Annotated in this window: 29 protein-coding genes; 7 read left to right on the top strand and 22 right to left on the bottom strand. The window is 55.6% G+C overall.

Annotation, left to right across the window (positions count from 1 at the left end; genetic code table 11):
• Window position 1: 1 nt before the first annotated feature.
• The 4 genes from argH to WCS52_10845 are packed head-to-tail and all read right to left on the bottom strand — an operon-like array spanning window position 2 to window position 3,116.
• Window positions 2-1,390, bottom strand: coding sequence for an argininosuccinate lyase (gene argH, locus WCS52_10860; GenBank protein ID MEI6167685.1), 1,389 nt, complete (start codon window positions 1,388-1,390; stop codon window positions 2-4).
• Between the two features lie 40 nt (window positions 1,391-1,430).
• A complete protein-coding gene (locus WCS52_10855; GenBank protein MEI6167684.1) occupies window positions 1,431-2,054 on the bottom strand; it encodes a hypothetical protein in 624 nt (207 codons plus the stop codon).
• The gene (locus tag WCS52_10850) at window positions 2,055-2,765 is read right to left on the bottom strand and encodes a zinc ribbon domain-containing protein (GenBank protein ID MEI6167683.1); all 711 of its coding nucleotides are present in this window, start codon (window positions 2,763-2,765) and stop codon (window positions 2,055-2,057) included.
• 54 nt (window positions 2,766-2,819) lie between these two features.
• Complete coding sequence (locus WCS52_10845) at window positions 2,820-3,116, bottom strand: FmdB family zinc ribbon protein (GenBank protein MEI6167682.1); 297 nt, start codon at window positions 3,114-3,116, stop codon at window positions 2,820-2,822.
• Window positions 3,117-3,240: 124 nt separating this feature from the next.
• Here WCS52_10845 and WCS52_10840 point away from each other — a divergent pair, with 124 nt between their 5' ends.
• A complete protein-coding gene (locus WCS52_10840) occupies window positions 3,241-3,480 on the top strand; it encodes a hypothetical protein (GenBank protein ID MEI6167681.1) in 240 nt (79 codons plus the stop codon).
• Here WCS52_10840 and topA read toward each other — a convergent pair.
• Window positions 3,467-5,281, bottom strand: coding sequence for a type I DNA topoisomerase (topA, locus tag WCS52_10835; GenBank protein MEI6167680.1), 1,815 nt, complete (start codon window positions 5,279-5,281; stop codon window positions 3,467-3,469). The genes WCS52_10840 and topA overlap by 14 nt on opposite strands.
• 132 nt (window positions 5,282-5,413) lie before the next feature.
• Between topA and guaB the strand changes: the two genes are divergently transcribed.
• From guaB to WCS52_10805, 6 genes are all read left to right on the top strand, one after another.
• A complete protein-coding gene (guaB, locus tag WCS52_10830) occupies window positions 5,414-6,907 on the top strand; it encodes an IMP dehydrogenase (GenBank protein ID MEI6167679.1) in 1,494 nt (497 codons plus the stop codon).
• Window positions 6,908-6,925: 18 nt separating this feature from the next.
• Window positions 6,926-7,678 (top strand): polyprenol monophosphomannose synthase, encoded by a 753-nt coding sequence (locus tag WCS52_10825; GenBank protein MEI6167678.1) that lies wholly within the window; start codon window positions 6,926-6,928, stop codon window positions 7,676-7,678.
• Entirely contained in the window at window positions 7,675-8,595 is a 921-nt protein-coding gene (locus WCS52_10820; GenBank protein MEI6167677.1) for a decaprenyl-phosphate phosphoribosyltransferase, read from the top strand. The genes WCS52_10825 and WCS52_10820 overlap by 4 nt, the downstream gene beginning before the upstream one ends.
• A 69-nt stretch (window positions 8,596-8,664) precedes the next feature.
• Window positions 8,665-9,018 carry a hypothetical protein gene (locus WCS52_10815; GenBank protein MEI6167676.1) on the top strand — a complete coding sequence of 118 codons (354 nt, stop codon included), beginning with the start codon at window positions 8,665-8,667 and terminating at the stop codon, window positions 9,016-9,018.
• Between the two features lie 39 nt (window positions 9,019-9,057).
• The gene (locus WCS52_10810) at window positions 9,058-9,708 is read left to right on the top strand and encodes a methyltransferase domain-containing protein (GenBank protein ID MEI6167675.1); all 651 of its coding nucleotides are present in this window, start codon (window positions 9,058-9,060) and stop codon (window positions 9,706-9,708) included.
• A 52-nt stretch (window positions 9,709-9,760) separates the two neighbouring features.
• Window positions 9,761-9,958 (top strand): hypothetical protein, encoded by a 198-nt coding sequence (locus WCS52_10805; protein ID MEI6167674.1) that lies wholly within the window; start codon window positions 9,761-9,763, stop codon window positions 9,956-9,958.
• Here the strand turns inward: WCS52_10805 and panC are convergent, their stop codons facing one another.
• From panC to WCS52_10720, 17 genes are all read right to left on the bottom strand, one after another.
• The gene (gene panC / locus WCS52_10800) at window positions 9,959-10,804 is read right to left on the bottom strand and encodes a pantoate--beta-alanine ligase (protein MEI6167673.1); all 846 of its coding nucleotides are present in this window, start codon (window positions 10,802-10,804) and stop codon (window positions 9,959-9,961) included.
• A 2-nt stretch (window positions 10,805-10,806) separates the two neighbouring features.
• Entirely contained in the window at window positions 10,807-12,387 is a 1,581-nt protein-coding gene (locus tag WCS52_10795; protein ID MEI6167672.1) for a response regulator, read from the bottom strand.
• Window positions 12,384-13,037: a redox-sensing transcriptional repressor Rex gene (locus WCS52_10790; protein MEI6167671.1), complete on the bottom strand. Its 654-nt coding sequence runs from the start codon at window positions 13,035-13,037 to the stop codon at window positions 12,384-12,386. Before WCS52_10790 ends, WCS52_10795 begins: the two co-directional genes overlap by 4 nt.
• A gap of 7 nt (window positions 13,038-13,044) precedes the next feature.
• The gene (locus WCS52_10785) at window positions 13,045-13,971 is read right to left on the bottom strand and encodes a PfkB family carbohydrate kinase (protein ID MEI6167670.1); all 927 of its coding nucleotides are present in this window, start codon (window positions 13,969-13,971) and stop codon (window positions 13,045-13,047) included.
• Window positions 13,968-14,417 (bottom strand): type II 3-dehydroquinate dehydratase, encoded by a 450-nt coding sequence (gene aroQ / locus WCS52_10780; GenBank protein ID MEI6167669.1) that lies wholly within the window; start codon window positions 14,415-14,417, stop codon window positions 13,968-13,970. The genes WCS52_10785 and aroQ overlap by 4 nt, the downstream gene beginning before the upstream one ends.
• Window positions 14,414-15,253, bottom strand: coding sequence for a regulatory iron-sulfur-containing complex subunit RicT (gene ricT / locus WCS52_10775; protein MEI6167668.1), 840 nt, complete (start codon window positions 15,251-15,253; stop codon window positions 14,414-14,416). Before ricT ends, aroQ begins: the two co-directional genes overlap by 4 nt.
• A 105-nt stretch (window positions 15,254-15,358) precedes the next feature.
• Window positions 15,359-16,369: a DNA polymerase III subunit gene (locus tag WCS52_10770; protein MEI6167667.1), complete on the bottom strand. Its 1,011-nt coding sequence runs from the start codon at window positions 16,367-16,369 to the stop codon at window positions 15,359-15,361.
• Between the two features lie 25 nt (window positions 16,370-16,394).
• Entirely contained in the window at window positions 16,395-17,063 is a 669-nt protein-coding gene (gene tmk / locus WCS52_10765; GenBank protein MEI6167666.1) for a dTMP kinase, read from the bottom strand.
• A 177-nt stretch (window positions 17,064-17,240) separates the two neighbouring features.
• On the bottom strand, window positions 17,241-18,635 hold the full coding sequence (gene cysS / locus WCS52_10760; protein MEI6167665.1) for a cysteine--tRNA ligase: 1,395 nt from the start codon (window positions 18,633-18,635) through the stop codon (window positions 17,241-17,243).
• A gap of 142 nt (window positions 18,636-18,777) precedes the next feature.
• Window positions 18,778-19,332: a transposase gene (locus tag WCS52_10755; protein MEI6167664.1), complete on the bottom strand. Its 555-nt coding sequence runs from the start codon at window positions 19,330-19,332 to the stop codon at window positions 18,778-18,780.
• 168 nt (window positions 19,333-19,500) lie between these two features.
• Entirely contained in the window at window positions 19,501-19,980 is a 480-nt protein-coding gene (ispF, locus tag WCS52_10750) for a 2-C-methyl-D-erythritol 2,4-cyclodiphosphate synthase (protein ID MEI6167663.1), read from the bottom strand.
• Between the two features lie 124 nt (window positions 19,981-20,104).
• Entirely contained in the window at window positions 20,105-21,901 is a 1,797-nt protein-coding gene (gene aspS, locus WCS52_10745; protein MEI6167662.1) for an aspartate--tRNA ligase, read from the bottom strand.
• Between the two features lie 331 nt (window positions 21,902-22,232).
• Window positions 22,233-23,309, bottom strand: coding sequence for a L,D-transpeptidase family protein (locus tag WCS52_10740; GenBank protein MEI6167661.1), 1,077 nt, complete (start codon window positions 23,307-23,309; stop codon window positions 22,233-22,235).
• A 227-nt stretch (window positions 23,310-23,536) separates the two neighbouring features.
• Window positions 23,537-23,932, bottom strand: a complete 396-nt coding sequence (locus tag WCS52_10735; GenBank protein ID MEI6167660.1) for a type II toxin-antitoxin system VapC family toxin — start codon at window positions 23,930-23,932, stop codon at window positions 23,537-23,539.
• A complete protein-coding gene (locus WCS52_10730; GenBank protein MEI6167659.1) occupies window positions 23,929-24,183 on the bottom strand; it encodes an AbrB/MazE/SpoVT family DNA-binding domain-containing protein in 255 nt (84 codons plus the stop codon). Before WCS52_10730 ends, WCS52_10735 begins: the two co-directional genes overlap by 4 nt.
• Window positions 24,184-24,563: 380 nt before the next feature.
• Window positions 24,564-24,968, bottom strand: coding sequence for a hypothetical protein (locus tag WCS52_10725; GenBank protein MEI6167658.1), 405 nt, complete (start codon window positions 24,966-24,968; stop codon window positions 24,564-24,566).
• Between the two features lie 134 nt (window positions 24,969-25,102).
• A complete protein-coding gene (locus tag WCS52_10720; protein ID MEI6167657.1) occupies window positions 25,103-25,417 on the bottom strand; it encodes a helix-turn-helix transcriptional regulator in 315 nt (104 codons plus the stop codon).
• Window positions 25,418-25,448 lie beyond the last annotated feature (31 nt).

Genomic DNA, 25,448 nt, shown 5'->3' with positions numbered 1-25,448 from the left:
CTCACGAGATGGGATATTTAATTCCCATCAGTTTGGAAACCGCGCGGCAATGATCCGTCCACTCGGCCTGCTTCCACTCCTGGCCCGCTTTAATCCGGGCTTGATACCATCCGAAGTCCAATCCCATCGGCGCGCCGAGGTGCGTCTTCTTCCGGATCGACTCACCGGGATCCATCGTTTCAAGCTCATTCAAATTGGCTTTGATGTAATGATAGGCATCCCGGAAGGGCATGCCCTGGCCGACCAGCTCGAGGGCGCGATCCGTGGCAAACACCCCCGGCGTAAAGCCTTTCAACAGGGCCTCCCGGTTGACCTCCATCCGCTCAATCATCTGGGGCAGAATGGCCAGACATCCACGCGTGATGGAAATGCCCTCCATGAAGGGCCCCTTGGTTTCCTGCAAGTCGCGGTTATACCCGCTGGGCAACCCACGGGCGATATCGAGCACCGCCATTTCACAGGCCATCACCCGCGCCACCCGGGCGCGGACCAATTCGACCACGTCGGGATTGTTCTTCTGGGGCATAATGCTGCTCCCGGTTCCGTATTCGACCGGCAGCGTGAAATAACCGAACTCGGGCATGGTGTACAGCATCAGGTCCTGCGCCATCCGGGAAAGGGACAGCATCACCTGAACCATGGCCTGGAGGATCAAGGACTCGATTTTGCCCCTGGCATTGTTCGCATAGAGTACGTTATGCACCGGCCGGCTGAAACCCAGCAGCTGGGACGTCAACTCACGGTCCACCGGGAGGGGCACGCCATAACTTGCCGCTGATCCAAGCGGACACTGGTCATTCAACTCGTACACCCCCATCAGGAGTGACACATCATCCAACAGGCTCTCCGCATGGGCGGAGGCCCATAACCCCACGGAACTCGGCATGGCCGGCTGCATATGGGTCCGGCCCACCATGGGGACCGCCACATGACGGTGGGCGAATTGCACCAGCGCGCCGGCCAGCGTCAGCACTTCGCCCACGAGCCCAATCAGTTGCTCGCGTGCAAATAAACGCAAATCCAGGGCCACCTGATCATTCCGGCTCCGGCCCGTGTGAATTTTCTTTCCAAGATCCCCCAGCTTCGCCGTCAAGATCCGTTCCACGGCCAGATGCACATCCTGGTCATCCATGGAAATGGAAAACTGCCCGTTGGCCGCACGCTGCATAATGGCCGCCAGTTCACGGATCACGGAACGCCGCTCGGACTCGGTGATGATTCGGGGGCGTACCGGCATGCGGGCCAGCATTGTGGCATGCGCGGCGGACCCGACGCAATCGGCCTGCACCAGCGCTAAATCCAACTGCAGGTCGCTTCCCGCCGTGAAGTCCAAAACAGATGAGTCAATTGCACCAACGGTCGTTTTTCGTGTTGTTTTTCGAGCTGCCATATGATGTCCCTTTGTGTTCAATCTCTTTCTCTTTTCAGACTCAAGGCGTATCAAATCTTTTCTCCGCTTCGTCAAGATACGACTCTATACGGCTTTTCTCAAGTCCGGGAATCGCCTTCTCCTCGACCAGTCCAGCCGGCTGATCCCGCTCCCCGGTCATCGTCTTTTCATACTCATCGATATACACTTTACGGGAGAGCGTTTGCCGGGTCAGTTTCTTCATGGCGGCCTCCGCCTGCCTGAGACGCCGGCTTAACACCAGGCCCCAGGCACCGTGCGCCACTCCCTCATAAAAGAGCACATAGTTCCGGCCCACCTCCACAAACTCGGGCGCCGTTCCAAGCGTCAATCTCTGAATGCCCACCATTTTGTTACCCGCCAACGTGGTGATTTCGGGATACTTCCTGCGCGCGACGATCACCTCCTGCGGGCTCAACAGCAACCGTTCAGCCCCGTCCGGACGTGAGGGGGATACCTGCAACCAAAGCTCGGCACGCAACGTCTCAATCATTTCCGGGGTAACCTCCCCGAATTCCCGCACCCAGTCACCCGCAAAGACCAGACGGACGGTCGCATTGGTACCCGCAACGGCAGGGGGAGGGAGAGGGGCGAGAAAACTCAACAGTAATAAACCCATCGAAAGAAAGCGGCCCGGTCCGATCATTTAATTCCCCACCGGAACCAAGGTCAAATCGGCCCGTCGTTCTTCTATCGCCACCGTCCGGAGGGCATCAATCACCCTTTTCTCATTCACAATGTCGGGCAAGATCGAGGCAAAGAATCCGGTCGACAGCGCTAACGTCTTGCCCGGAAGGGGTAAATGCCCGAGGTGCCCGTTTTCAGGCATGAAGACCCCCCCTTGAAAGCCGCCTCTGAGGCACAGGGTAACCGGAAGGCTTACTTTTGCCAGAAAGGCCGGATTGGTGGCAGGGGTCCAGGTAAAAGAGGCATAAAGCTCAAAGGCCCCCGGCTTGAGGTCGATGGTCAAGGCCTTGAGATGCCGGACTCTGGCCCGCTCGACCAGAAACCCGTTCAACTCCCCCTCCTGAAAATCAAGCGTCATGGGGCGATTGTAGGAAAGGGCCCGCAGAACCGCACCCAGTTTGACGGGCACCTGCCGGGAACCGGCCGCTTCCATGAACACCGGGGTCGGCGGAACCGGCCAGAAGGCAAGCGCTAACAGGACGAATACGGCCAGCAGCACGATACCGGTAAGCCCCCGGCGGATCCATTTCCCAAGCTCAAACTCACGCCGGTCTTCAAGCTCCTCCATCGAGGTATCACGCAGATCGAGTTTTTGACCACATTGGGCGCAAAAAATCCGTCCGAGCTCATTTTGAAACCCACAGGTCGCACATTGAATTTTAATAGCCATAAAACCGCTCCGGCAGCATCCTCCGGGATGCAGGTTATTCAGACTGTTTGGGGATTATTTCTTTTCACCGGCACTGGGTTTGGCACTCGGAGTTGGGGACGAACTGGGCGTCGGACTGGGCGTCGGCGAAGCACTGGCCCCGGAGTCAGCCTTTGCCCCGCTGTTATAGCTGGAGCTACGGTAGTCCGTCTGGTAGAACCCCGACCCCTTGAAAATAATTCCGGCCCCGGATCCCATCAGCCGCTTCACCGCCCGCTTACAGGTCGGGCACCGTTTCAGCTTTTCGTCTTTAATCCCCTGGTAAAGATCGAACTTTCCGCATTTCTTGCACTCGTACTCATATGTCGGCATAGCACTTCACTCCTCAACCCGAACTTACCAAAATGAGCCCTGTTTATATCGAGGCAGACCTAGCCTGTCAATTGTGCTATAAACACGGGCAACAGCAATGACAACGAAGAATAGCAGGTAAATCATGGATATTGAAAAGAATCTCAATTTAGGTGAACAACCCCTTGCGGCCATTATGGCGGAACGCGGCCTGACACGCCATGATTTGATCGCCCAGTCAACCGAACCGATTACCTTTAAAATGGTGGCGCGGGCGTGCAAAGGGCGGCGCTTGACAACCAACGTCAAACTCAAAATCCTGAACGCGCTGAACAAGACCTCAGAGCGGCAGTATGTGCTGACTGACCTGTTTAATTACCGGTAGGCTTGATTTGCTCTGAAATCCAGACGGATAGGGCCCGCCCGCTCTTGAGGGTCTCCTCAGGGATGGTAAGGCGGCTCCTGGCGGCCAGGTGGGCGGCATACTTGAGTTGCGCCTCACTGGGGCCGCCCGCGATCGCCCGGGCCGGGGGCACGACAAAGCCCATTTTGTTATGAACGCCTTTACAGAACCGCTGCCAGGTTTCCTGATTTTCCACCACCCGGTCCAGAACCGCCTCCATCCGGCTGGTTAATTCATAATCGATGACCCAGGAGTGTTTGGCCCGCAGGAAATCGATCAACGTTTCCCCGGGCAGCAAGGGCACGACTTTGCCCTTTTCCTCTTTCACATACCCGCGGTCAGAAATATTTTTGGTGATCGCCGCGTAGGTGGAGGGGCGCCCGATCCCCAGACGTTCCAGTTCCTTCACCAGCGATCCCAGGGTGAACCGCCCGGGGGGCTTGGTTTTTTTCTCTTCCAGGCTTTCCCGCTCCTTGGCCACCCGTTCCCCGACGGTCAACGCAGGAAGCGTCTGCAGTTTTTCTTCAGTCCCCTTCCCGTCCTTCTCCTTGTCTTCCTCGCCATCCGCATAGACCTTGAGAAAGCCGTCAAATTTCAGGACCCGTCCGGTTGCCTTGAAGGTTTCGCCCGCCACATCAAACAGTAACAGCGTGGAATCATAGCGGGCCGGCGCCATCTGGCTGGCGACGGCCCGCAGGAAAATCAATTCGTAAAGCCGGACATGTTCAGGCGAAAGCTGTTCCCGGGCGATCCGATCCGCGCATTCGGCCGTCGCATGCATATGGGTGGGGCGAATCCCCTCATGGGCCTCTGCCTGAGAATTTTTGGATTTGTGCTGATTCGGTTTGGCCGGGAGATACTCGACGCCCACCGCCTGCTCCAGAAATTTGCGGATTTCCGCAATAAACGCTTCATCCATCCTGACCGAATCCGTACGGTGATACGTAATCAACCCATGGTCAAACAGGGCCTGCGCCAGCTTCATGGTCTGTTCTGGGGTGTATTTCAGCCGGGAGGCCGCCGCGGCCTGCAAATCAACGGTCGTAAACGGGGGCTTGGCCGCCTGCTTGGTCTCTTTCTTCTCGACTTTATTGGCCGTTGCATGCGTTTCGCCCGCGATCCGGCTGATGAGTGCGGCGGCATCGGACTGCGTTTCAAATTTCCCCTTCACATGATAGGCCAGGAATGAGGTCCCGTCTTTATTGAGCTGGATATTCAGGAGCCAGTATAAAGAAGATGAAAAGTTCCGGATCTCCCGTTCGCGGTCGACCACCAACCGGACCGCCGGTGACTGGACCCGCCCCACGCTATACTTATTATGCAGGCTCCTGCTGGCAATCGGGGAAAGGATATAGCCCACCAGGCGATCGCCGATTCTACGCCCGAGAAACGCATGGTAGAGCCCGGCATTCGTCTGTTCAAAAGGGACCGCTTTCGCCAGGGAGTCTTTAAGCCCTTTCGCCGTCACCTCATAGATTTCCATCCGGAGGCAGGCCTTGGCCACCGATTTGACCTCCTCATAAATATGACAGCTGATGGCATACCCCTCCCGATCCGGGTCACCTGCCAGCATTACCGTCTCCCCTTTGGCGGCTTTCCGCAACTCTTCGGGTAGATGCTTTTTCTTCTCGTGATAGACAAACGTCGGCTCATAGGTCTGCAGATCAACCCCGATGAGGGAATCCGGAAGGTCCTTGAAGTGCCCGACGGTCGACAGGGTCTTCACCCCCAGGATCGACTGGATTTTTCTGGCCTTGGTTGGGGACTCCACGATAATCAGCATACGTGGAGATAACCTGCCCGAAGACCGGTCAAAATGCAAGCCGGTACACAAGGGGAAACCACTTGACGCCCGCTCTGTTTGAATCCATACTCAAACGGCAACACATTCAACAGAACGTACGGAGATCACCTCATGAGCCTGAATGCTTTTGTGCAGTCATTTATGGAGAAATTCCCTCTGGAAGGATTGACGTTTGATGACGTCTCCCTGATCACGCAGTATGCCGATTTCCTCCCCGAACAAGCGGATATCCGTAGCCGCCTGACACGCAACATCACCCTCAACATGCCCTTTGCCAGTGCCGCGATGGATACCGTTACAGAAAGTCCCATGGCCATTGCCATGGCCCTCATGGGAGGCATCGGGATCATTCACAAGAACCTGTCACCCAAACGCCAGGCCGATCATGCCGCGCGCGTCAAGCACTACCTGAACGGCTTGATCCGGGCGCCCATCGTGTTCCGCGCCTCGGATACCCTGGAGACCGTCCAGAAGACCAAGGAACAGAAGGGCTTCACCTTCAGCGGGTTCCCCATTCTTGATGACAATGACCGGGTGGTCGGCATTTTGACCGCCGCCGACATCAAATTCGCCAATGACAATAAAGCCCGCGTCACCGAGGTCATGACCGCCCACGTCATCTCAGCCCCCTCAGATACGTCACTGCAAGAGGCCTACCGGCTGATGAAAAAACACCGGATCGGCAAATTGCCCCTGGTCGATAAAGACGGGAAACTGGCGGGGCTTTACAGTTTTTGTGATGTTCGGACTTTGGTTGAAAACGTTGAACCCCTTTACAACCGGGACTCGCGTTACCGCCTGCGGGTAGGTGCCGCCATCGGACCCAACGATCAGGAACGCGTGGCCATTCTTGCCAAGGAAGAAGTGGATGTGGTCGTGGTGGACACGGCACACGGCCACACCAAGGGCGTCATTGATATGGTCAAGTGGGTGAAACAGAATCACCCCGGCATTGATGTGGTGGCGGGAAATATTGCCACCGGGGAGGCCGCTGCGGCCCTCCTTGCCGCAGGAGCGGATGCGGTCAAAGTGGGGATCGGCCCCGGCTCGATCTGCACCACCCGCGTGGTCGCCGGCGTCGGCATCCCCCAGATCTCAGCAATCTACGATTGCGCCAAGGCCTTGAAAGGCGCCATCCCCATCATAGCGGATGGGGGTATCCGGCATTCGGGAGATGTCCCCAAAGCGATCGTCGCCGGCGCCGACACCATCATGGCCGGCTCCCTGTTTGCAGGCACAGATGAAAGTCCGGGCGAAAAGATTATTCATCAGGGCCGCCAGTATGTGGTGTACAGGGGGATGGGCAGCCTGGCTGCCATGCGGGAAGGCAGTGCCAGCCGGGAACGATACGGCCAGAGCAATATTCGCGAGGATGAATTGGTCCCTCAAGGAATTGAAGGAATCATCCCTTACTCCGGCTCAGTCCGCAAAGTGATGATTCAATATTGCGGAGGACTCCGGGCCTCCATGGGGTATTGCGGCTGTCGCACGATTGACGAATTCAAAATGAAGGGTCGATTTATTCGCGTGTCCACGGCCGGCGTGACGGAAGCGCACCCTCATGATGTCAAAATCATGAAGGAAGCACCGAATTACCGGTCTTAAGCAAGCAAGGAGAGTGCGATGAACCATGTCCTGATCATTATCCCGACCTATGATGAGAAAGAAAATGTCGGACCGCTATCCAAGTCCATATTGGAAATTGCCCCTGCGGTTGACATCCTGTTTGTTGACGCCAACTCCCCTGACGGGACGGGCGCCATTCTGGACACCCTGGCGGCCGCCGACGCCCGCATCTCGGTCCTGCATCAGCCCGGGAAATCCGGGCTGGGGCGCGCGTATATTGAAGGGTTCCAATGGGCGCTCAAGCGGCCCTATGAATTTATCTTTGAAATGGACGCCGATCACTCGCATAGCCCCCGTGAAATCCCCAATTTCCTCAAGGCGGCCGAACAGGCGGACTTGGTGTTGGGCTCACGTTATATCAACGGGATTCGCATCACCAACTGGCCCCTCAGCCGCCTCTTGTTAAGCATGGGCGGGGCGTTATATGTGCGCCTCCTGACCGGCATGCCCTTTGAGGATCCCACCGGGGGCTTCAAATGCTTCCGGCGCCAGGTACTGGAAGCCATTAATCTGGATAAGGTGAAGTCCAACGGGTATTCCTTCCAGATTGAAATGACCCATGCGGCCTGGCTGGAGGGCTTCAGGGTCAAAGAAATCCCCATTACCTTTGAAGACCGGCGGACGGGATATTCAAAAATGAGCGGCGGCATTTTCAGGGAGGCGCTCACCATGGTAGGCCTGCTCTGGGTCAAGAGCGGCCTTCGCCGCTCCCCGAAACGGAACACTCCGCCTCCGCCCAGGCCCGCATGATGAACCGACCCCGGGACATCCTCTCAGCGCTTCGCCCGAACCAATGGACCAAGAATGTCGTTGTTTTCGCCGCGTTTTTCTTCGCGCTGGGCGACAAAACCCTCTCCGTGCCGCTATCGTCCTTCTATCAGGTGCTGCTCGCCTGCCTGTTCTTCTGCTTTGCCTCCAGCGGGATTTACATCATCAATGATTTAAGTGATCTGAAGGCCGACCAGGTCCACCCGGCGAAGAAGTATCGGGCGATTGCGGCCGGTCGCGTATCCATCCCGCTGATCACCGGTATTTCTGCCGTTCTGCTGATCACCGCCTTGGGGGGCGCCTTCTGGATTTCCATCCCGTTTGGCCTTATTTTGAGCCTCTATATCGGCCTCCAGTTCATGTACACATTCTGGCTCAAGCGAATTGCACTGGTAGATATTTTCATCATTGCGCTCGGTTTTGTGTTGCGGGCGGCGGGCGGCGGACTGGCCATGCCGGTTCCGATCCCCATCTCTCCCTGGCTCCTGGTCTGCGCCTTTCTGCTGGCCCTCTTTCTTGCCCTGTGCAAGCGGCGCCATGAGAAACTGCTGCTGGATGAAGCGGCAGGAGCCCACCGGGCCAGCCTTGAGTTTTACGACACCAAGCTTCTGGATCAACTGATTGCGATTGTGAGCGCCACGACCATTGTCTCGTATTCCATTTACACGCTCTCCCCGGAAACCGCACATAAGTTCGGGACCCCCCTGCTGGCCATCACCATCCCTTTTGTCATGTTTGGAATATTCCGATATCTCGATCTGGTTTACCGGAAAGAAGGCGGGGGACGCCCTGAAAAAACGCTCCTGACTGACGTCACCCTGATCGTCGACCTCTGTCTTTTCGGCCTGTGCCTGCTGGGACTCTTTGTTTACACCCGCCACTTCACTCCTCACTTGTAACCCGGAGGCTGATGTGGTTAGTTACCCCCTTGTTCTGCTCACTATCGAAACGATGAAGGAGATTGCGGCGTGAAAATTTCATTAAATCTGAATCAGAATGATTACGCCACCCCGGAAGCCACGCGCGAGAAGGCCATCGAACGGGATGTGGAGGCCTGTAAACGGAATGACTGGGAGGCGAAAACGCGTCTGGTTCAAACGTTTATGCCCCTGCTGACCTCACTCGCCAAAAAACGCACCCAGGAAACCGCCACCCTGAACCGCTATATCGAAGCCGGAAAGGAAGGCTTAACTGACGCAGCCCGGCACTTCAATCAGACTTCCGGCACAAAATTCCAGCTTTTCGCCCTCAATTATATCGAGCAGGCCATGAACCGGGTCAACCGTCCGGGGTTCTTTGCCCGGCTTTTTGGGCGAACCTGACCCCGTCTCAACCCCTGAATCCGAATCTTTAGTGTAAATATGGTAAGGGAACGCATCACCAACCGGACGTTTCATGACACGTTCCTCGTCCCCCCACCCGCCCAGGACACCCTGATCCCCGCACGGTCACTCTATGAGGTCCCGCAGCCGCTGGAAGTCGATGTGGGCTGTGGCCGGGGCCGCTTTCTGATCGGTCGGGCGACTCATTGCCCGCATTTGAATTTCCTGGGTATCGACCTATCCCTGCTCCGTCTCCGGAAAATCGACCGGAGAGCCGTCACCGGTAACCTCGCCAATATCCGACTGATCCATGGCGAAGCCCTGCGCACCGTCGCCGCCCTGCCGGCTGAATCCGTCAGTACATTTTACGTCTACTTTCCCGATCCCTGGCCGAAACGACGCCATCATATCCGCCGGCTTGTCGCCCTCCCCTTTGTGGAGGCCATCACCCAAGCGCTCGCTCCGCATGGAAAAATCCATCTCTGCACGGATCATAATGATTATTTCCTGACGATGCAGCGCGTTTGGCGCGGGGATCCACGCTACGCGGAAGTTGACCCTTATATCCCGGCCTCGGATGAAGAAACTGATTTCTGCCTGCTTTTCCAGAGCCAGGGGCTGGTGGCCAACCGCTGTTCGTTCCAAAAAAGGGTGTCTAACCTGATTGACGCTGAAGCACCCGTCGACTAAAGTGGTTTTTGGGGATTGGCAGACGCCTTCTCAACATCATATGGAGAAATTTATGAATAGCCGCAGTGGGTTATCGTTCGCAGATGTACTGATCATTCTAGCGGTGGTATTGCTGCTGGCCGCCCTGGCTGTCCCCAAATTCATCAAGGCACCTGATTACGGGAATGAAGAAGATTCGATTTTGACCAATGAGACCAGCGCCGCCGCCGATACAGACTCCACCAACCAGACCGATCGCCTGAAACGGTAATCAGGCGCACAGAATGGTGTTATCAATCAGGCGGGTGCCGCCGATTCGCACGGCCAGCGCCATCAGCACCGGTCGCTGTAACCCTGAGACGGGCTGAAGGGTTTCATTATCCACAAAGGCCACATAATCAATCACCAAGCCGGGCACCCCTCCCAGGATCGCGAGGACGGCGGCCTTGAGTTCGGGCACCGACCGTTCCCCGTCCCGAACCAATGCCTCCGCGACATCCAGTGACCGCCGCAAACACAGGGCCTGCCGCCGATCACCGGGTGAGAGGTATTTGTTGCGGGAACTCATGGCCAGACCATCGGGTTCTCGCACGATCGGCCCCACCACAATTTCCACGGGGATATTCAAATCCCGTACCAACCGCTGAATCACACGGCATTGCTGGGCATCTTTTTGTCCGAAAACCGCGACGTCGGGTCGGGTAATGTTGAATAATTTCGCCACAACCGAGGTGACTCCCCGGAAATGACCCGGCCGGCTTGCTCCGCACAGCACGGTTGACAGGGCAGTTTCTTCAATAAATACGCTATGATCCGCCGCATACATTTCCGCCGGGGCAGGATGAAAAATACAATCCACTCCAGCCTTGACGCATAAGGCCCGATCCCGCTCAAAGTCACGGGGATAGCTGGCCAGGTCCTCACCAGGAAGAAATTGGATCGGATTGACAAAAATACTGAGGATCACCACCTCCGCACGTTCACGTGCCAGGGCGACCAATGACAAATGCCCCTCGTGAAGATACCCCATCGTAGGGACAAGCCCGAGCGTCCGGCCTTTCCGTTTTTCATTCAAGGCATACTGTTGCATGCCCGATACTGACGTCATGACATCCATGGTTATTTCTGAAGGCGTATACGAACGGCTTCCAGAAGCGACTCCGCTTTAACCGGTTTCCGGAGCAGGCAATGAATTGAACTGTCCTTGATAATTTCTGCCAACGATTCAGATGGCGTGAACCCCGTACAGAAGATGATCGGAGGGATCGCCCACTGGTTTTTCTGACATACTTTCAAAATTTCGAAAAATGATTCACGCCCATCCTGGTCCGGCATCTGCAAGTCCATGATCACCAGGTCATGGCAGCCCTCCGCGAACGCCTCCACGGCTTCCTTCCCATCCATGGCCTGGTCAATCAGCGCCTCCGGAAATTCAGACGTGATAATCATTCCGAAAAGTTTACGGATCATCTGTTCATCATCCGCAATCAGGATCCGGGGTGCCACACGGGGGCTCAATCCGGTCACCGGTTGATCCAGTTCCGAGCGCACGGCTCCAGCCACCCGTTCAAGTGTCAGGGGCTTGCGCAGATAGGTTCCCGTGCCAAACCGCTGTGCCTTGACAATCTGCCGCGCGGCTTTGGAATAACCCGACATCAAAATAATGCGCTGGACCGGATCGGCTTTCCGGATCTCAAGGTAGGTGGCCAATCCATCCATCCCCTTATCCATAACCATATCCAAAATGATCAGATCGAATCGCTGTTCCTTGGTCAACGCCAGGGCTTCTTCGCCACTCGCCGCCCCCGTGCCGGAATACCCCAACACCTTGAGCATATTGAGCAGGACAAACACTTGGGAGGGATCATCATCCACCACCAGAACACGCTCTGAACCCTTCGGCAAACTGCTCACCACGCCATTGGGTGACACATCCCTGGATATGGGCAAATACAGATAGAAGGAAGTGCCCTGCCCCATTGTGCTGTCAAAATCAACATACCCGCGATGATCGGAAACGACCCCGTAGACAATGCTCAGCCCCAGCCCTGAACCCCGTTTTTTGTTTGCCCGCTTGGTCGTAAAAAAGGGGTCGAATATTTTCGCGCGGAGGTCCTCGGGGATCCCGGCCCCCGTATCCAGCAGGGAGACCTTCACGTATTCCCCGACGGATATAGACCCATAGGCGCCAACCGGAGATTCCAGGTACACATTTTCCGTCTTAATGGTCAACACGCCGGCCGCACCCATCGCCTCCGCCGCATTCTGGCAAAGATTCTCAAGAACGCGATACATCTGTTCACGACTTCCGCTGATACCAAGAAGATTATCGGCCAACTCAACCTTGACCGTGATGCCCGAGGGAAGAGTAGTCGGCAAGTCCTCGATGAGCTGCACAATGACATCATTCAGGCAAAACACTTCTTTACTGACCCGGCCGCGGCGCGCCAAAGACAGCAATTTTTGGGTTAACGCCTGCATCTCATCCGCTGTTTTTTCTATGATCGAGAGATACTCGTTAGCAGCGGTATTCCCCTTTACTTCCTGCCGGATCATGTCAGGGTAGGCGAGCAACGGGGTCAATAAATTATTGAAGTCATGAGCAATCTGCCCCGCCACCAGTCCGGCCATTTCCAATCGTTCCCGCTGCGACAATCGGGCATCAGAAGGGGGCGGAAGGTTGGTTTCAGGCGCACTCATTTTAGATCATTCCGTTCGTTGACCTTCAACACATAGGCCAGTTCCCGTAAACTGGCAATGATCCGGGCATCCACCAGGGCCACACCGGCAGGGACCGAGATATGGGCGGTAGTCAAATTCAACACCCCGCGAATGCCGGCCTTGCACAAGCGGTCGGCCACAGACTGGGCCGCGTCATGGGGCACCGCGACGATGCCAATCTCCGCCTTCTGGACCTCCACGACACTGGGTAACTCACTCACATCCCGAACGACAAACCGGCCGATCGTCTCACCAATGACCGCCGGGTTATTGTCAAATACTTCGCAAATCCTGAAACCCTGCCGGGCAAACTCCTCATGCGTCGCCAAGGCCCGCCCCAGGTTTCCCGCGCCAATCACCACGCAGACACTCTCCTGATCCGCGCCCAGGGTCAGCGTCAATACCGACTCCAACCCGGCCGTTGAATAGCCTTTTTTTGAAATCCCCTGGAAATCGATGTGCGAAATATCCTGCCGCACGGTCGAGGACGTCAAGGCAAGGGCCTCCGCCAGCGCATCCGAGGACACCCATTCCACGCCGTCCGCATGCAATTGCTTTGCCATCATCAGGTATTTCGGCAAGCGCCGGATGACGGAAATCGGGATTTTGGCTTCCTGGGTTTCACTCATGATTCAATCATCCTGCATCCACGGCATCAAAATGGGTGAGTCGTTTAAAGGCGGCAAACCGATGATTGATCTCACGGCGGGACAACGTCTGCAACCGTTCCAGACTGAAATCCTCGACCCCGAAGGACGCCACTACGCTCCCATACCCCATCGCCTTGCAAATCGCCGCTTCACTGACCTCGCCCCGTTCGCTCAAGGCCCCCATCAAGCCCCCGGCAAACGTATCCCCTGCCCCCGTGGGGTCATGCACAATCTCAAGGGGATAGGCGGGCACCACGAAAATGCCGGTGGCCGAAAACAGCATCGCCCCATGCTCACCCTTTTTGATGATGACATATTTGGGACCCCAGCCCAGAATTTTCTTGGCCGCCTTGACCAGATTGTTTTCCCCGGCCAGAAGACGGGCTTCAGATTCATTCAAGGTCAGAAGGTCTACCGCGGAAATCACATCACGCAACGAGGTGAGGGCAATATTGATCCAGAGATCCATGGTATCCGCCGCCACAAATTTCGGAGACTTGACCTGGGACAGCACATGCAACTGCAACTGAGGCGCGATGTTGGCGAGAAACAGAAAGGGCGCACGGGTATAGTCATCCGGCAATTCCGGCATGAAGGTCTCAAGCACATTGAGTTCCGTGGCCAGGGTCCGGCGGTTATTCATGTCCTGCTCGTAAATGCCGGACCATCGAAAAGTTTTTCCATGACTCTTCTGGAGCCCGTTCAAATCAATGCCGAATTGACGATAGATATCGACACACGGTTCAGGAAAATCGGCCCCCACCACACCCACCATCCCCGTGGGCGTGAAAAACGAGGCACTGGCACAGGCATAGCTCACTGACCCGCCCAGGATCTCAACCTTTTTCGCATGGGGCGTTTCAATGGTATCCAACCCGATCGACCCGACCACAACCAGCTGTACCGGCTTCATAGTGCTTCCTTTTTCTGAATTAAATGGTCCACCAGGGCATCCAGCCCCAGCAGATAACTCATGGGCCCAAACCCCAGAATCTGCCCCACGCACACGGCGGCCGTAAGACTGGTATGACGAAAGGGCTCCCGGGCATGAATGTTCGACAGGTGCACCTCCACACAGGGCACCGACACCGCCTGAAGCGCATCACGGATCGCCACGCTGGTATGGGTATAGGCGGCGGGATTCATGAGGATACCATCATATTTTCCCCTGCTCGCACCAATGCGCGACACCAACTCGCCCTCCAGATCACTCTGATACCAGTCGATCTCAACCCCCTTGTCACGTCCATGCGCCTCCAGCCGCTTCATCATGTCCGCCAGCGTCAGGGTGCCGTAGATGCCAGGCTCGCGCGTGCCCAGTAACCCGAGATTCGGCCCGTTTAATACTAAAATTTTCATCCGCCTTTTTCCTGTTTCGGGAGGATCGGCGACACTTCCGCCAGCGCACAGTCCAGAATGCGCCCATCATCCATCCGAACCTTTACCCGTTCTTTGAGGATATCTTTATCCCAAATACAGCCACAGCTGTCACCACACGCCACCCGGCTCCCATCTTTAGGGAATTTATCCCCCGCCTGCTTATAGTCCTCATACTCATGCTTTAGACAGCACTTCAGCCTGCCGCAGGTCCCGCTGATGGCACCCGGATTCAGCGCCAGACGCTGGGCCTTGGCCATTTTCACCGTCACCACGTTAAAGTCCTGCATCCACGTTTTGCAGCACAAGGCACGCCCACATACCCCCATGCCGCCAACCAGCTTGGCGGCATCGCGGACCCCGATCGACTTCATTTCAATCCGCACACGCAATTCACCCGCCAGCGCCTTGACACATTCCCCGTATTCAACCCGGTCCTCGGACGTAAACGTCACATGCAACACCGACCGGTCAAAACTGTAGCGGACCTGTACTACATGCAGTGGCAGTTTATACTCTTCCACCCTCTTATGTACAGTCTTGAGTGCCATCCGCCCAACCACCCGGTTTTCATCGGCCCGCGAGTGATCCTGAAGCGTGGCTCGTCGCAGCACAAAGGGCACGGTCCCTTTGGCCGGCATCTCGCCATCATGGTCCATCATCTTGACCATCTGTCCGGCCTCCGGGACCCGATTACACTCGATGATGCAAAGATCACCCTGGTGAATAGCCAAATCCCCCTGGCAAATGGCATTTACCAGCGAATCATCTTCAAGATGGATAATAAGCTCTCTATACACAAATCTGCTTTCTTTCATGGAGGGTTTTGCTTGCTACTCTGCGAAGTCAGCGAAAACTTCCTTCGCTACGAAGCACGAGCTGTCAAAACCTCTTCCGGCGCCGACAGAGCGGCGCCCTCCATTTTAGGCACTCAAACTATTGACGGCTCCCGACAGTACAATCCCGGCAGGGAGGTTGCGATCAAACTGACGCTGCATCGACTCGATCGCGCGTACATTCCCTACCGCATCCGCATAGGACAACCCTTGGGCGAGCGCCGCCAACCTCGCCACCTGATCGGGATACCGCAACGCCGCCGCATCCGCCCCGGGCGCGGTCACGGACACCAGGAGATCCCGATACCAGAACAGCATGGCACGCAAGACCATGGCGCGCAACCCGCGAAACCGGGCCTCTATCCGCGCCTCCAGCACCGCATCCTTGGCCTTCGTGGCCTTGACCTTTTCATCCGGATTGCGGAGAGCGTCCTGTTCTTCCTGATAACGCTTCTTTTCCTCTTTCTCGACCAGTTTCTTGATATCCGAAAGAAGTTTTTCAAGCCGGCTGGAACGGGTTAACCGCCCCATCAACCCGCCACCTAATGGCGTCGTCAGGATCTCCAGCAAGACCCCGCGCCAGGGTTCCGCCAGGAGCTCTGACTCAGACGACAGGAGCACCCGCTGGCAACGGGATAAAATGGTGGGTAGAATCGCTTGAGGCGTGTCGGTCAGCAGGAAGAAAATGCAACGGGCCGGCGGCTCCTCAAGGGTTTTCAGGAAGGAATTTGCGGCCTCTTCCCCAATACGGTCGGCTCCGACAAACACCACGGCCTTCCACCCGCCGCTATAGGAGGTCTGGTAAATCACCCTCTGCAGGTCCCGAATGCGGTCGACCCCCACCACCCGGGATTTCTTTTCCGGCTCAATCCACACCACATCGACATGTTTGTGGTCACGGATCTGCTGGCACGCCGGACAGGCCCCGCAAGGCTTTACCATCTCCTGGCAAAACAACTGCTGCAACGCGGCCTCGGCAAAGGGAAGCGCCTCTTCACGGAGATTCCCGATCACCAGATAGGCCTGCCCCACCCGCCCCATCCGGACAGCGCCATCAAAGGAGGCCAAGGCCATCGAGACTGGAGTTTCAGTCTTCATGTTTGCGTGCTTTGCGTGCTTCTGTTCAAATTCTTTTTCGCTCCGAGTCAGCTTGCGCTGAAGATTGAACTATCGTCCAGATGTCAGCGGCAACAGCGTCCTGCTCCCGCATGGCATTCACCACTTTGATGCGTTCCGGCGAGCGCTTTGCCAACTCAAGGAACCCGTGATGCACCCGCTCATGGAACTCAATCGCCTCGCGCTCAATGCGATCACTCGTGGTATTCTGTGCCAGATTACGCTGCAACAACCGCTCCCGGCTGGTTTTCATATCCACGTCCATGACAAGGGTCAGATCAGGAACACAGGGCCCCACCGCATAGGTATTGAGGAAACCGATGGTCTCAAGGTCAAATCCGCGCCCATACCCCTGATAGGCGGTGGTCGAATCAATAAACCGGTCACACAAGACCCAGGTGCCCCGCTGAAGGGCCGGCAGAATAACGGTCCGCACCAACTGGGCTCGACTGGCCTCAAACAGCAGGAGCTCCGTCTCCGGACAGATATTTTCCCCTGACTGCTCATGCTGAAGGATCCCCCGGATGGTCTCGCCCGTTGGGGTGCCGCCCGGTTCACGCGTCAGTAAAACCTCATGACCCAGCTCTTTTAACCGTTCCGCAAGGCGCTTGATGTGGGTCGACTTCCCACCACCCTCAGGGCCTTCGAAAGTTATGAATTTGCCTTTATCAGTCATAACGAAACACTCAAAATAATGAAACGAACATCGAACATTCAACATCCAACATCGAACGTCCATTGGGGACCAGTTTGACTACTGATGCATGCCCTAAACGGGCCAAGGGGCTTCTTTGTTCGATGTTCAATGTTGAATGTTCAATGTTGGATGTTGGATGTTCGAATCAAATCCGCCCTATTTCTTCTTCAATTTCGGTCCTTGCGGGGTATCCTGAATGATCCACCCCAAAGCCGCCAGCTCTTGACGCACGCGATCCGCCTCAGGCCAGTTTTTCGACTGCCGCGCCTGCTGCCGGAGTTCGAGCAGGTCAAGGGCTTCCTGGGGAATAACGTCAGCCGGCTTTGCCAGAAACCCAAGGACCGCATCAAATTCAGCCAACACATTGAGCACGGTCGCCGCCTGTGCGGGCGCAAGGGTTTTAGCGTCCATGGCGCGGTTCCCGGCATGAACCAGATCGAACAAGGCCCCCAACGACTCCGAAATATTCAGATCATCAGCCAGGCCGGCATCAAATTTTGTCTTCATGATCGACGCCCAGTCCGGCACTTCGCTTCTGCTAGTAACGTCGGCCACCACCGATTTGAGGCGATCCTGGAATTCGTCCAGACGCTGCAAGGCACTGCGGGCGGCCGTCAGGGCATCGAATGAGAAATTCAGAGACTGCCGGTAATGCCCTGCCATCAGGACATAGCGGACTTCACGCCCCAAAAACCCGCGGGAAATGACATCCCTCAGGGTGTAAAAGTTCCCAAGCGACTTGGACATTTTCCGGCCATCCACCACCAGATGGGCGCAATGCAACCAATACCTCACGTACGGCTTGCCACTGGCCCCTTCACTCTGGGCGATTTCATCCTCATGATGCGGGAAGATATTATCCACCCCGCCCGTGTGCATATCAAAGCTCTCGCCCAGGTATTTGGTCGCCATGGCGGAACATTCAATGTGCCATCCAGGCCGGCCGCGGCCCCAAGGGGCCTCCCATACCACGTCGCCATCTTTTTCATCCCAGGCTTTCCAAAGGGCAAAATCGGCCACATTCTCTTTCTCGTACTCATCCTGATGAACTCGGGCGCCGGGGCGTAACCCGGCCATGTCCAGATGGGCCAATTTTCCATAGCCGGGAAAACTGGATACACTGAAATAGATGGAGCCATCTTCCGACTGATAGGCATGGCCCTTATCCATGAGCTTCCGGATCATGGCGATCATCTCAGGCACATGGTCGGTGGCGGCAGGGTAGTGTTCTGCGGGCTCTATGTTCAACGCCTTCAAATCCTCAAAAAAGGCGGCTTTAAAGGGCTTGGTGAAGACGTCAAGCGACACGCCGGCCTTGATGGCCCCTGCAATTGTCTTGTCATCCACATCAGTCAGGTTCATCACCTGCACCACCTTGAAGCCGGAGTACTTGATGCAACGGCGAAGAAGGTCCTCGAAGATATAGGCCCGGAAGTTGCCGATATGCGCGTAGTTATAAACGGTGGGACCGCAGGTATAGAGGCGAAGAGTCTTTCCCTCAAGCGGCACGACCTCTTCCGATTGTTGCGTCAATGTATTGTGAATGTTCATGGTCAAGGGGTGAGGATACAGGATTCAGGATTCAGAATCCAGAAAAGATGAAGAGTCGCGGCGCATAGCGCCCCTCCCACTAAGAGTCCCCTCTCTTATCTCTTGTGGGAGGGGCGCTATGCGCCGCGACTCTTCAATATTTTCACTTGAATCTGTGGAAGCTCAACCAGTCCCGATCCAGACCGTTCTGCAAGGCAGGATACGCACTTGACCATTCCCAATCTCCGGGGAACTCACACAGGCATTTCCGAACTGGATTTGCCTCAATATAGTCGATCAATCCCGCAATGGGCTCGTCCTCCCGCAACAGATGATCGTAAAATCCATCCTGCCATAGCGGCCCATGGCGGCTACAGGCCCGATTAATCTGTACCGAAGACCAGTTGAACGTGACCTTGACACGCTCTGAGAGCGAGCCTGCCTCGGGAATGGCAAAAAGCCAATGGATATGGTCAGGCATAACCACAAATGCGAATAATCTGCAATTGTGCCGATTCCGCTGATGGACAAAAGCGGCAACAAGGATCTTGCCGAAACAGGTCAAATTAAGGGTCGACGCCACATGCTTATCAAGACGTTTAGTGACGTGATACATGTGTATGGGAAGACTGATCCGGTTGCGGCGAAGATCGGCGGAATGCGGAGGCGTCGCGGCGCATAGCGCCCCTCCCACGGGTAGATTTTCAGGAATCGACATGCTGGCGGCAACTTACCGCCAAAATATAAATAAGTAAATGTTATATTTAGAAGATGTATATGTTTATTATAGCTATATGCAAAAAAGAGTCGCGGCGCATAGCGCCCCTCCCACAAAGAGATTTCGCTCTTTTATCTTGTGGGAGGGGCGCTATGCGCCGCGACGCCTTTATGGCTGCTTTTCAACCAGCACACTAGCCATGACCGCAATCCCCTCGCCACGCCCGATCGCGCCAAGCCCTTCCATGGTCGTGGCCTTGATCGACACCTCGCCGATCGTCACCCCCAGCACCGGAGCCAGGCGTTCCCGCATGCGTAACGCAAAGGGCATCACTTTGGGCCGCTCGGCGGTGATCACGGCATCCACATTCACCACCTGGAATCCCTTGACCCTGACCCGGAGGACCACCTGACGGAGTAACTCGACACTATCGGCGTCTTTCCACCTGGGGTCGGTATTGGGGAAATGCTGCCCGATATCCCCATCCGCAATCGCGCCCAGCAGGGCATCGGCCAGGGCATGACAGAGCACATCCGCATCCGAATGGCCTTCCAGCCCGTCAGGTGACGGAATCTCGATCCCGCCCAGAATGAGTTTGCGTCCGGGTGCGAACCGATGGATATCAAAGCCTATGCCAGTTCGAATCATAGAAAATCCAGCCGCCTAAAATCCTCGTGGGAGGGGCGCTACGCGCCGCGACAGAGCCTTTCAAGGTCCTGCCAAGAACATCGCGGCGCGTAGCGCCCCTCCCACATTAAGAAATAACCAATAACTACTTTGCCTCTTCCTTCTTCTCTTTTTCTTTCGGAAGATCCAGCTTGAGATGCAGTTCCCGCAGCTGCTTATCCATGACGTTATTAGGCGCATTCATCATCAGATCCTGCGCCTTCTGGTTCATCGGGAAGGCAATCACCTCGCGGATATTGCTCTCGCCCGCCAACAGCATGACCATGCGGTCCACCCCGGGGGCAATCCCGCCGTGGGGCGGTGCGCCCAGCTTGAAGGCGTTGATCATTCCGCCAAATCGCTTATCCACCTCCTCCGGAGGATAACCGGCGATGGTAAAGGCCTTATACATGACGTCCGGACTATGGTTACGGATCGCCCCGCTGGAGAGCTCCACGCCATTGCAGACGATGTCATACTGGAAAGCCAGGATATCCAGCGGATCCTTCTCGACCAGGGCGCTCATGCCACCCTGAGGCATGGAGAACGGGTTATGAGAGAAGGTGATGCTGCGGGTTTCCTCATCGAACTCGAACATCGGGAAATCCACAATCCAGCAGAATCGGTTGATCCCCTTCGGAATGATGTCCAGATCCCGCCCCAGCTTGGTGCGGAGATCGCCACAGATCTTATTCGCCACCTTGGCCTGGTCGCTCACAAAGAACATCACATCCCCGTCAGTCATGCCCGCGCGCGCGGCCAGGGCCTTGAGTTCCTCCTCAGACAGGAACTTCAGGATGGGGCCCTTTACAACGCCGCCCTCCCAGACCAGATAGGCCAGGCCTTTGGAACCCAATGACTGGGCATACTCAACCAGCTTATCGAAGAAACTGCGCGGTTTATCGGCGATGCCCTTGACCGGGATGGCCCGCACCACTCCGCCTTTTTCCACCACCGAGCGGAACGCATTGAATTTGGAAGCGCGGAAGATATCCGACACATCCTGCATGATAATCGGAATTCTCAGGTCCGGCTTATCGGTCCCATACTTCACCATGGCCGTCGCATAGGGAATGCGCTCGAACGGCGGCTTATCATTCGTCACCTTCGAGAACTCGGTGAATACCCCGTGGATCACATCCTCGACGACGGCAAACACATCATCCTGGGTGACAAACGACATTTCCATATCGAGCTGGTAAAATTCACCTGGCGACCGATCCGCCCGGGCATCCTCATCGCGGAAGCAGGGGGCAATCTGGAAATACCTATCAAAGCCCGCGACCATGAGCAGCTGCTTGAACTGCTGGGGGGCCTGGGGAAGCGCATAGAACTTGCCCGGATGAACGCGGCTGGGGACCAGATAATCGCGGGCCCCTTCCGGAGAACTGCTGGTCAGGATGGGGGTCTGGAATTCCGTAAACCCATGCCCGATCATGCGCTGGCGCAGGCTGGCGATGATCTGGGAGCGCAACAGGATGTTTTTATGCAACCGTTCACGCCGGAGATCCAGGAACCGGTATTTCAGCCGGGTCTCTTCCGGGCCGTCTTCCTCAATGGTAATCTGGAAGGGAAGCGGATCCGCGAGACTCTCCACCGTGAGCGACTCGGCCAGCACTTCGATTTTCCCGGTCGGCAGGGTCTCATTGATCGTATCCTGACTTCTGGCTACCACAGTGCCGGTCACCGTGATCACGCTTTCAGGCCGGACCTTCTGGCATTCTTCGAAGAAGGAGCGATCAGGGGTGATCACCACCTGCGTCTGGCCATAATGGTCACGTAGATCGATGAAAAGCAATTGCCCATGGTCCCGTTTACGGAATACCCAGCCGGAAATCCGGACCGTTTGAGCCACCTGATCGAGCTTCAGCTGACCACAGTTATGTGTTCTATATTGATGCATTCTTTATTCTCCCAGTCAAATTCAAGGGACGGACTTTACCATGGAAAATTGCAGAAGGAAAGACTTCACCACTGATTAAAGAAATGGAGGAAATTCAGGCTAGAAAGTAATATTGCGGGATTTGTATGCGGCGAGTACTCCGCATAAAAATCCCGCAACGGTTTTCTCGAATTGAAGAAGCACCATGGCGGCATTTTTGGCTCGGGTATTCCCGAACAAGAAATGCCGCCATATTGTCTTGCACTTCGCGGTCTTCGCGAGCTTCCGTCAAATACTCTTTATCTTTTCAGGATTTCCTGCATTTCTTCAATCAGTGGTGAAGTCTTTTTTTTCAGTCCTGAATAACAACAGGAGTCCCTATCGAGACCATCTCGAAGAGCTCTTCCACATCCTCATTCTTGAGGCGGATACAGCCGGCGCTTTCGGATTTCCCGATAGAGGCGTTATCCCAGGTGCCATGAATGCCATAGCCCCTGATTTCCGGGGTGGTGCCGGTCGACTTGATGGCCATCCAGCGGGTGCCAAGGATATTCTCCTTGTCGCCGAACGGAATCACCTTGCCATCATCCCGGTGCCACGGCGGTTCAGGGATACGCTCGGCCACCGCAAAGGTGCCTACAGGGGTTTTCTCATACCGGCCGGTCGCCACCTGATACCGCTTGAAAAACCGCCCATTCGCTGTCACCAAAAGGTCATGCCGGGATTTACTCACTACTATCCCCATCTTCCCGGTAAAGACCTTGAGGCGCTGACCGGGCCGGATAATATCGGGACGTTTGAGTTCATTCCCCTTCACGATCATTTCGACGGTGGTGCCAAACCTGCGGGCAATGAGTTTGACGGCATCATTGGTCTGGACGACCACCTCCTGTTTTTCAGCCATTGGCCATGGCAGCCGGATCATCTCGACATTCAACTTGCCCAATTTCTCCTCAATCGTGGCTTTCAAGGCGGCCTCCGGACCGGCGGCCAATGCTTCGTAATATTTCTCCCGGGCGAGGTCTTTCTTATCGGCCGCCAGAAGCGCATCGGCGGCCTCTTTCAGAGCCATTACCGGCGGCACGCCGGTTACTACAGGGAGCTTCGTACCATCTTCTGGTGTAGTAGCCGCCGTGCCGGCGGCATCTTTCGGCGTCACTACCGGCGGCACGCCGGTTACAGGTGCTTTCACACCTTCTTCTGCCACCTGCCCACTGCCTACTGGCTCTACCGGCGGCACCCCGGTTACTACAGGGAGCTTCGCGCCGTCTTCTGTAGTAGCCGCCGTACCGGCGGCATCTTGTGCAGGGACGCCAGGACGCTGGAAATAATACCAACCCGCCAGCCCGATCACGATCACCGACATCAGAGCCAACCCCAACATTAAAGGCCACCGACGTGGCTTATCCACTCTTTCTAGTCCATTCATAATGACCTCCTATTATCCTAAATCCGGCAGTTAAGACCACTACGAAACACGCGAAATGCGCGAAAGGTATTGATCATCAAGACATTACAAAACAAGTATAGTTGAAACGACCTTCACCCAATGGGTGCAGAAGCAATTCCAGACAACTGTTATTCTAAGTCTTTCATTATCAACACATTATTTTCGCGTCTTTCGCGACTTTCGTAGTTGAACTGCTCTTTTCAGGATTATATTGTTCGAAATTGCTTATGGGCCTTTAATGCCTTATCAAAGGTCACCGTGTGAACCGCACCCAACTGCCCGTTCGCGCGGCCGATCAAATAGTCTGCGAAATCACCCTTACCTGAGCGATAGTCGGTCCACGCACTCCAGACCACTTCCTTACCCGGAATCTCAAACTGGGCGGTACGCAAAATTTTATCAAGGGTCGTAGCCACTTCGCCACGCCCATAGTCATAGGCTGACTCCAAAACCCACACCAGTTCGCATAACACGATCGGATGGATGAGAAGTTTCTCGCCCTTTGTTGCAGCCTCTTCAACGATAGAGGAGGCCTTCTGCGACTGGTTCGGGTCGTCGTGGGTGAGGTATCGAATCAGGACATTGGTATCCAGACCAATCATGACAGCGCGCCTCCACGCTGACGGATCGCCTGCCGCATGGCCTCCAGTGACACCGATTTCCGCCCGGGTTTATGCAGCAACCCTTTAAGCTTGCGGACATCCTCGACGGCGGGTCGCATCAGCACATCCCCGCTCTCCTGAACCATAAAGTCCAGCATGTCGCCTGAATGCAAATGCAGATAATCCCTGATGGGTTTAGGGATTACCAGTTGCCCTTTACTTGTCAGCGTGGCCGTTGCCATATCATTCATCCTTCTTACCGTTGATCCTTGATTCTTACAATAAGGTAAGATTATCGCCGGGGTTTGTCAAGAAATCGACTACATCAGCCGCGGATCCATTACAAAATTCTGCGGCTTCCCAATAGTGATCTTGGAGAAAGTTGGGTGATTATGAAAAAGCAAGTCACCCAAGCAGATCATGCGGCAAATTAAAGGCCCGAATTATCTGGGAGAGGATCCGGGGTGATATATCGCGCCCACCATGGCGGGGAACGGGTACGGAGGCGGGACGACCGGCAAGGGTTTTGTGGTAGAGCATACAGTGGCTCCCCTTCCCTCGCCGCTCATGAATCTCAAATTCCCGATTATGATCCTTCAATCTGCGGATCAATTCGTGGAACTTGAGCGGCTTAGGCACAGGCCACCGCCCGGGAAGACGCAGAAAAGGCATTCCGCCTGGCCTTAGAGCGCAGCAAAGCGACTTCCCTGGGCGTAATCTCAATGACTTTTGCGACCGCCTTGACGTGCAAGGTATGGCCTTCCTTGGTCAAATCCTTGATGCTCTGCTTATTGGCTTTCTCCCAGCGGGTAATAATGTCCTCCGGAGCTTCGCGCTGAATCATCCCCGTGTTACCCATTTGGATCGCGAAGGTAATCTGGGCTTCCAAGGCATTCCGCAGGTCCGCCATGGCCTTATTCGGGCTATTCCCCTCCCCAATCAGGTCGGTTTCAAGCGCATGGGCCACATAAGTCCCATCCCGTTCCTGATAAAGCAACACTCTACTTGTCACACTGACATTGTGTATTGTGGTCATTTAGTCTTTTCCTTAAATCTATGATCATTTTGCATATTTCTTGCCGGGGTGTCAATCCAAGCAGAAACTCATCAGTCACAGACTCCGGGCATACGTCGAGAAAACTATTCTGGTAGAATATTCGGATTGAACATTCAGGCCCTACTTACGCGGACCATCCTCACCTCTAATCGCGTTCCGCATGCTGCGGCGAAACGAGCCAATGTTTCAACGGACACATTTACGCCGGACTCAATCCGGGACACCACGCTCTGCGTAGTATGCATCCGCCGCGCCAGAGCGGCCTGGGACAGCCCTGCTTGCGTGCGGGTCGCCAGCATCTGGCGCGCTACATCATATTCCACATCAAACTCGTCAGACACCCGTTTAAAATCCGGATGCGCACGAATACCCTCGGCCTGCACCTCATGGGCCGCACGCATACATTCCAAATCTTTAGTTATCTTCATGATAGTCTCCCGCCTCTGAGGCGACTGAGGG

Source organism: bacterium (assembly GCA_037128595.1).
GTDB lineage: Bacteria > Verrucomicrobiota > Kiritimatiellia > CAIKKV01 > CAITUY01 > JAABPW01.
This window is presented reverse-complemented; position numbering and strand designations above follow the sequence as displayed.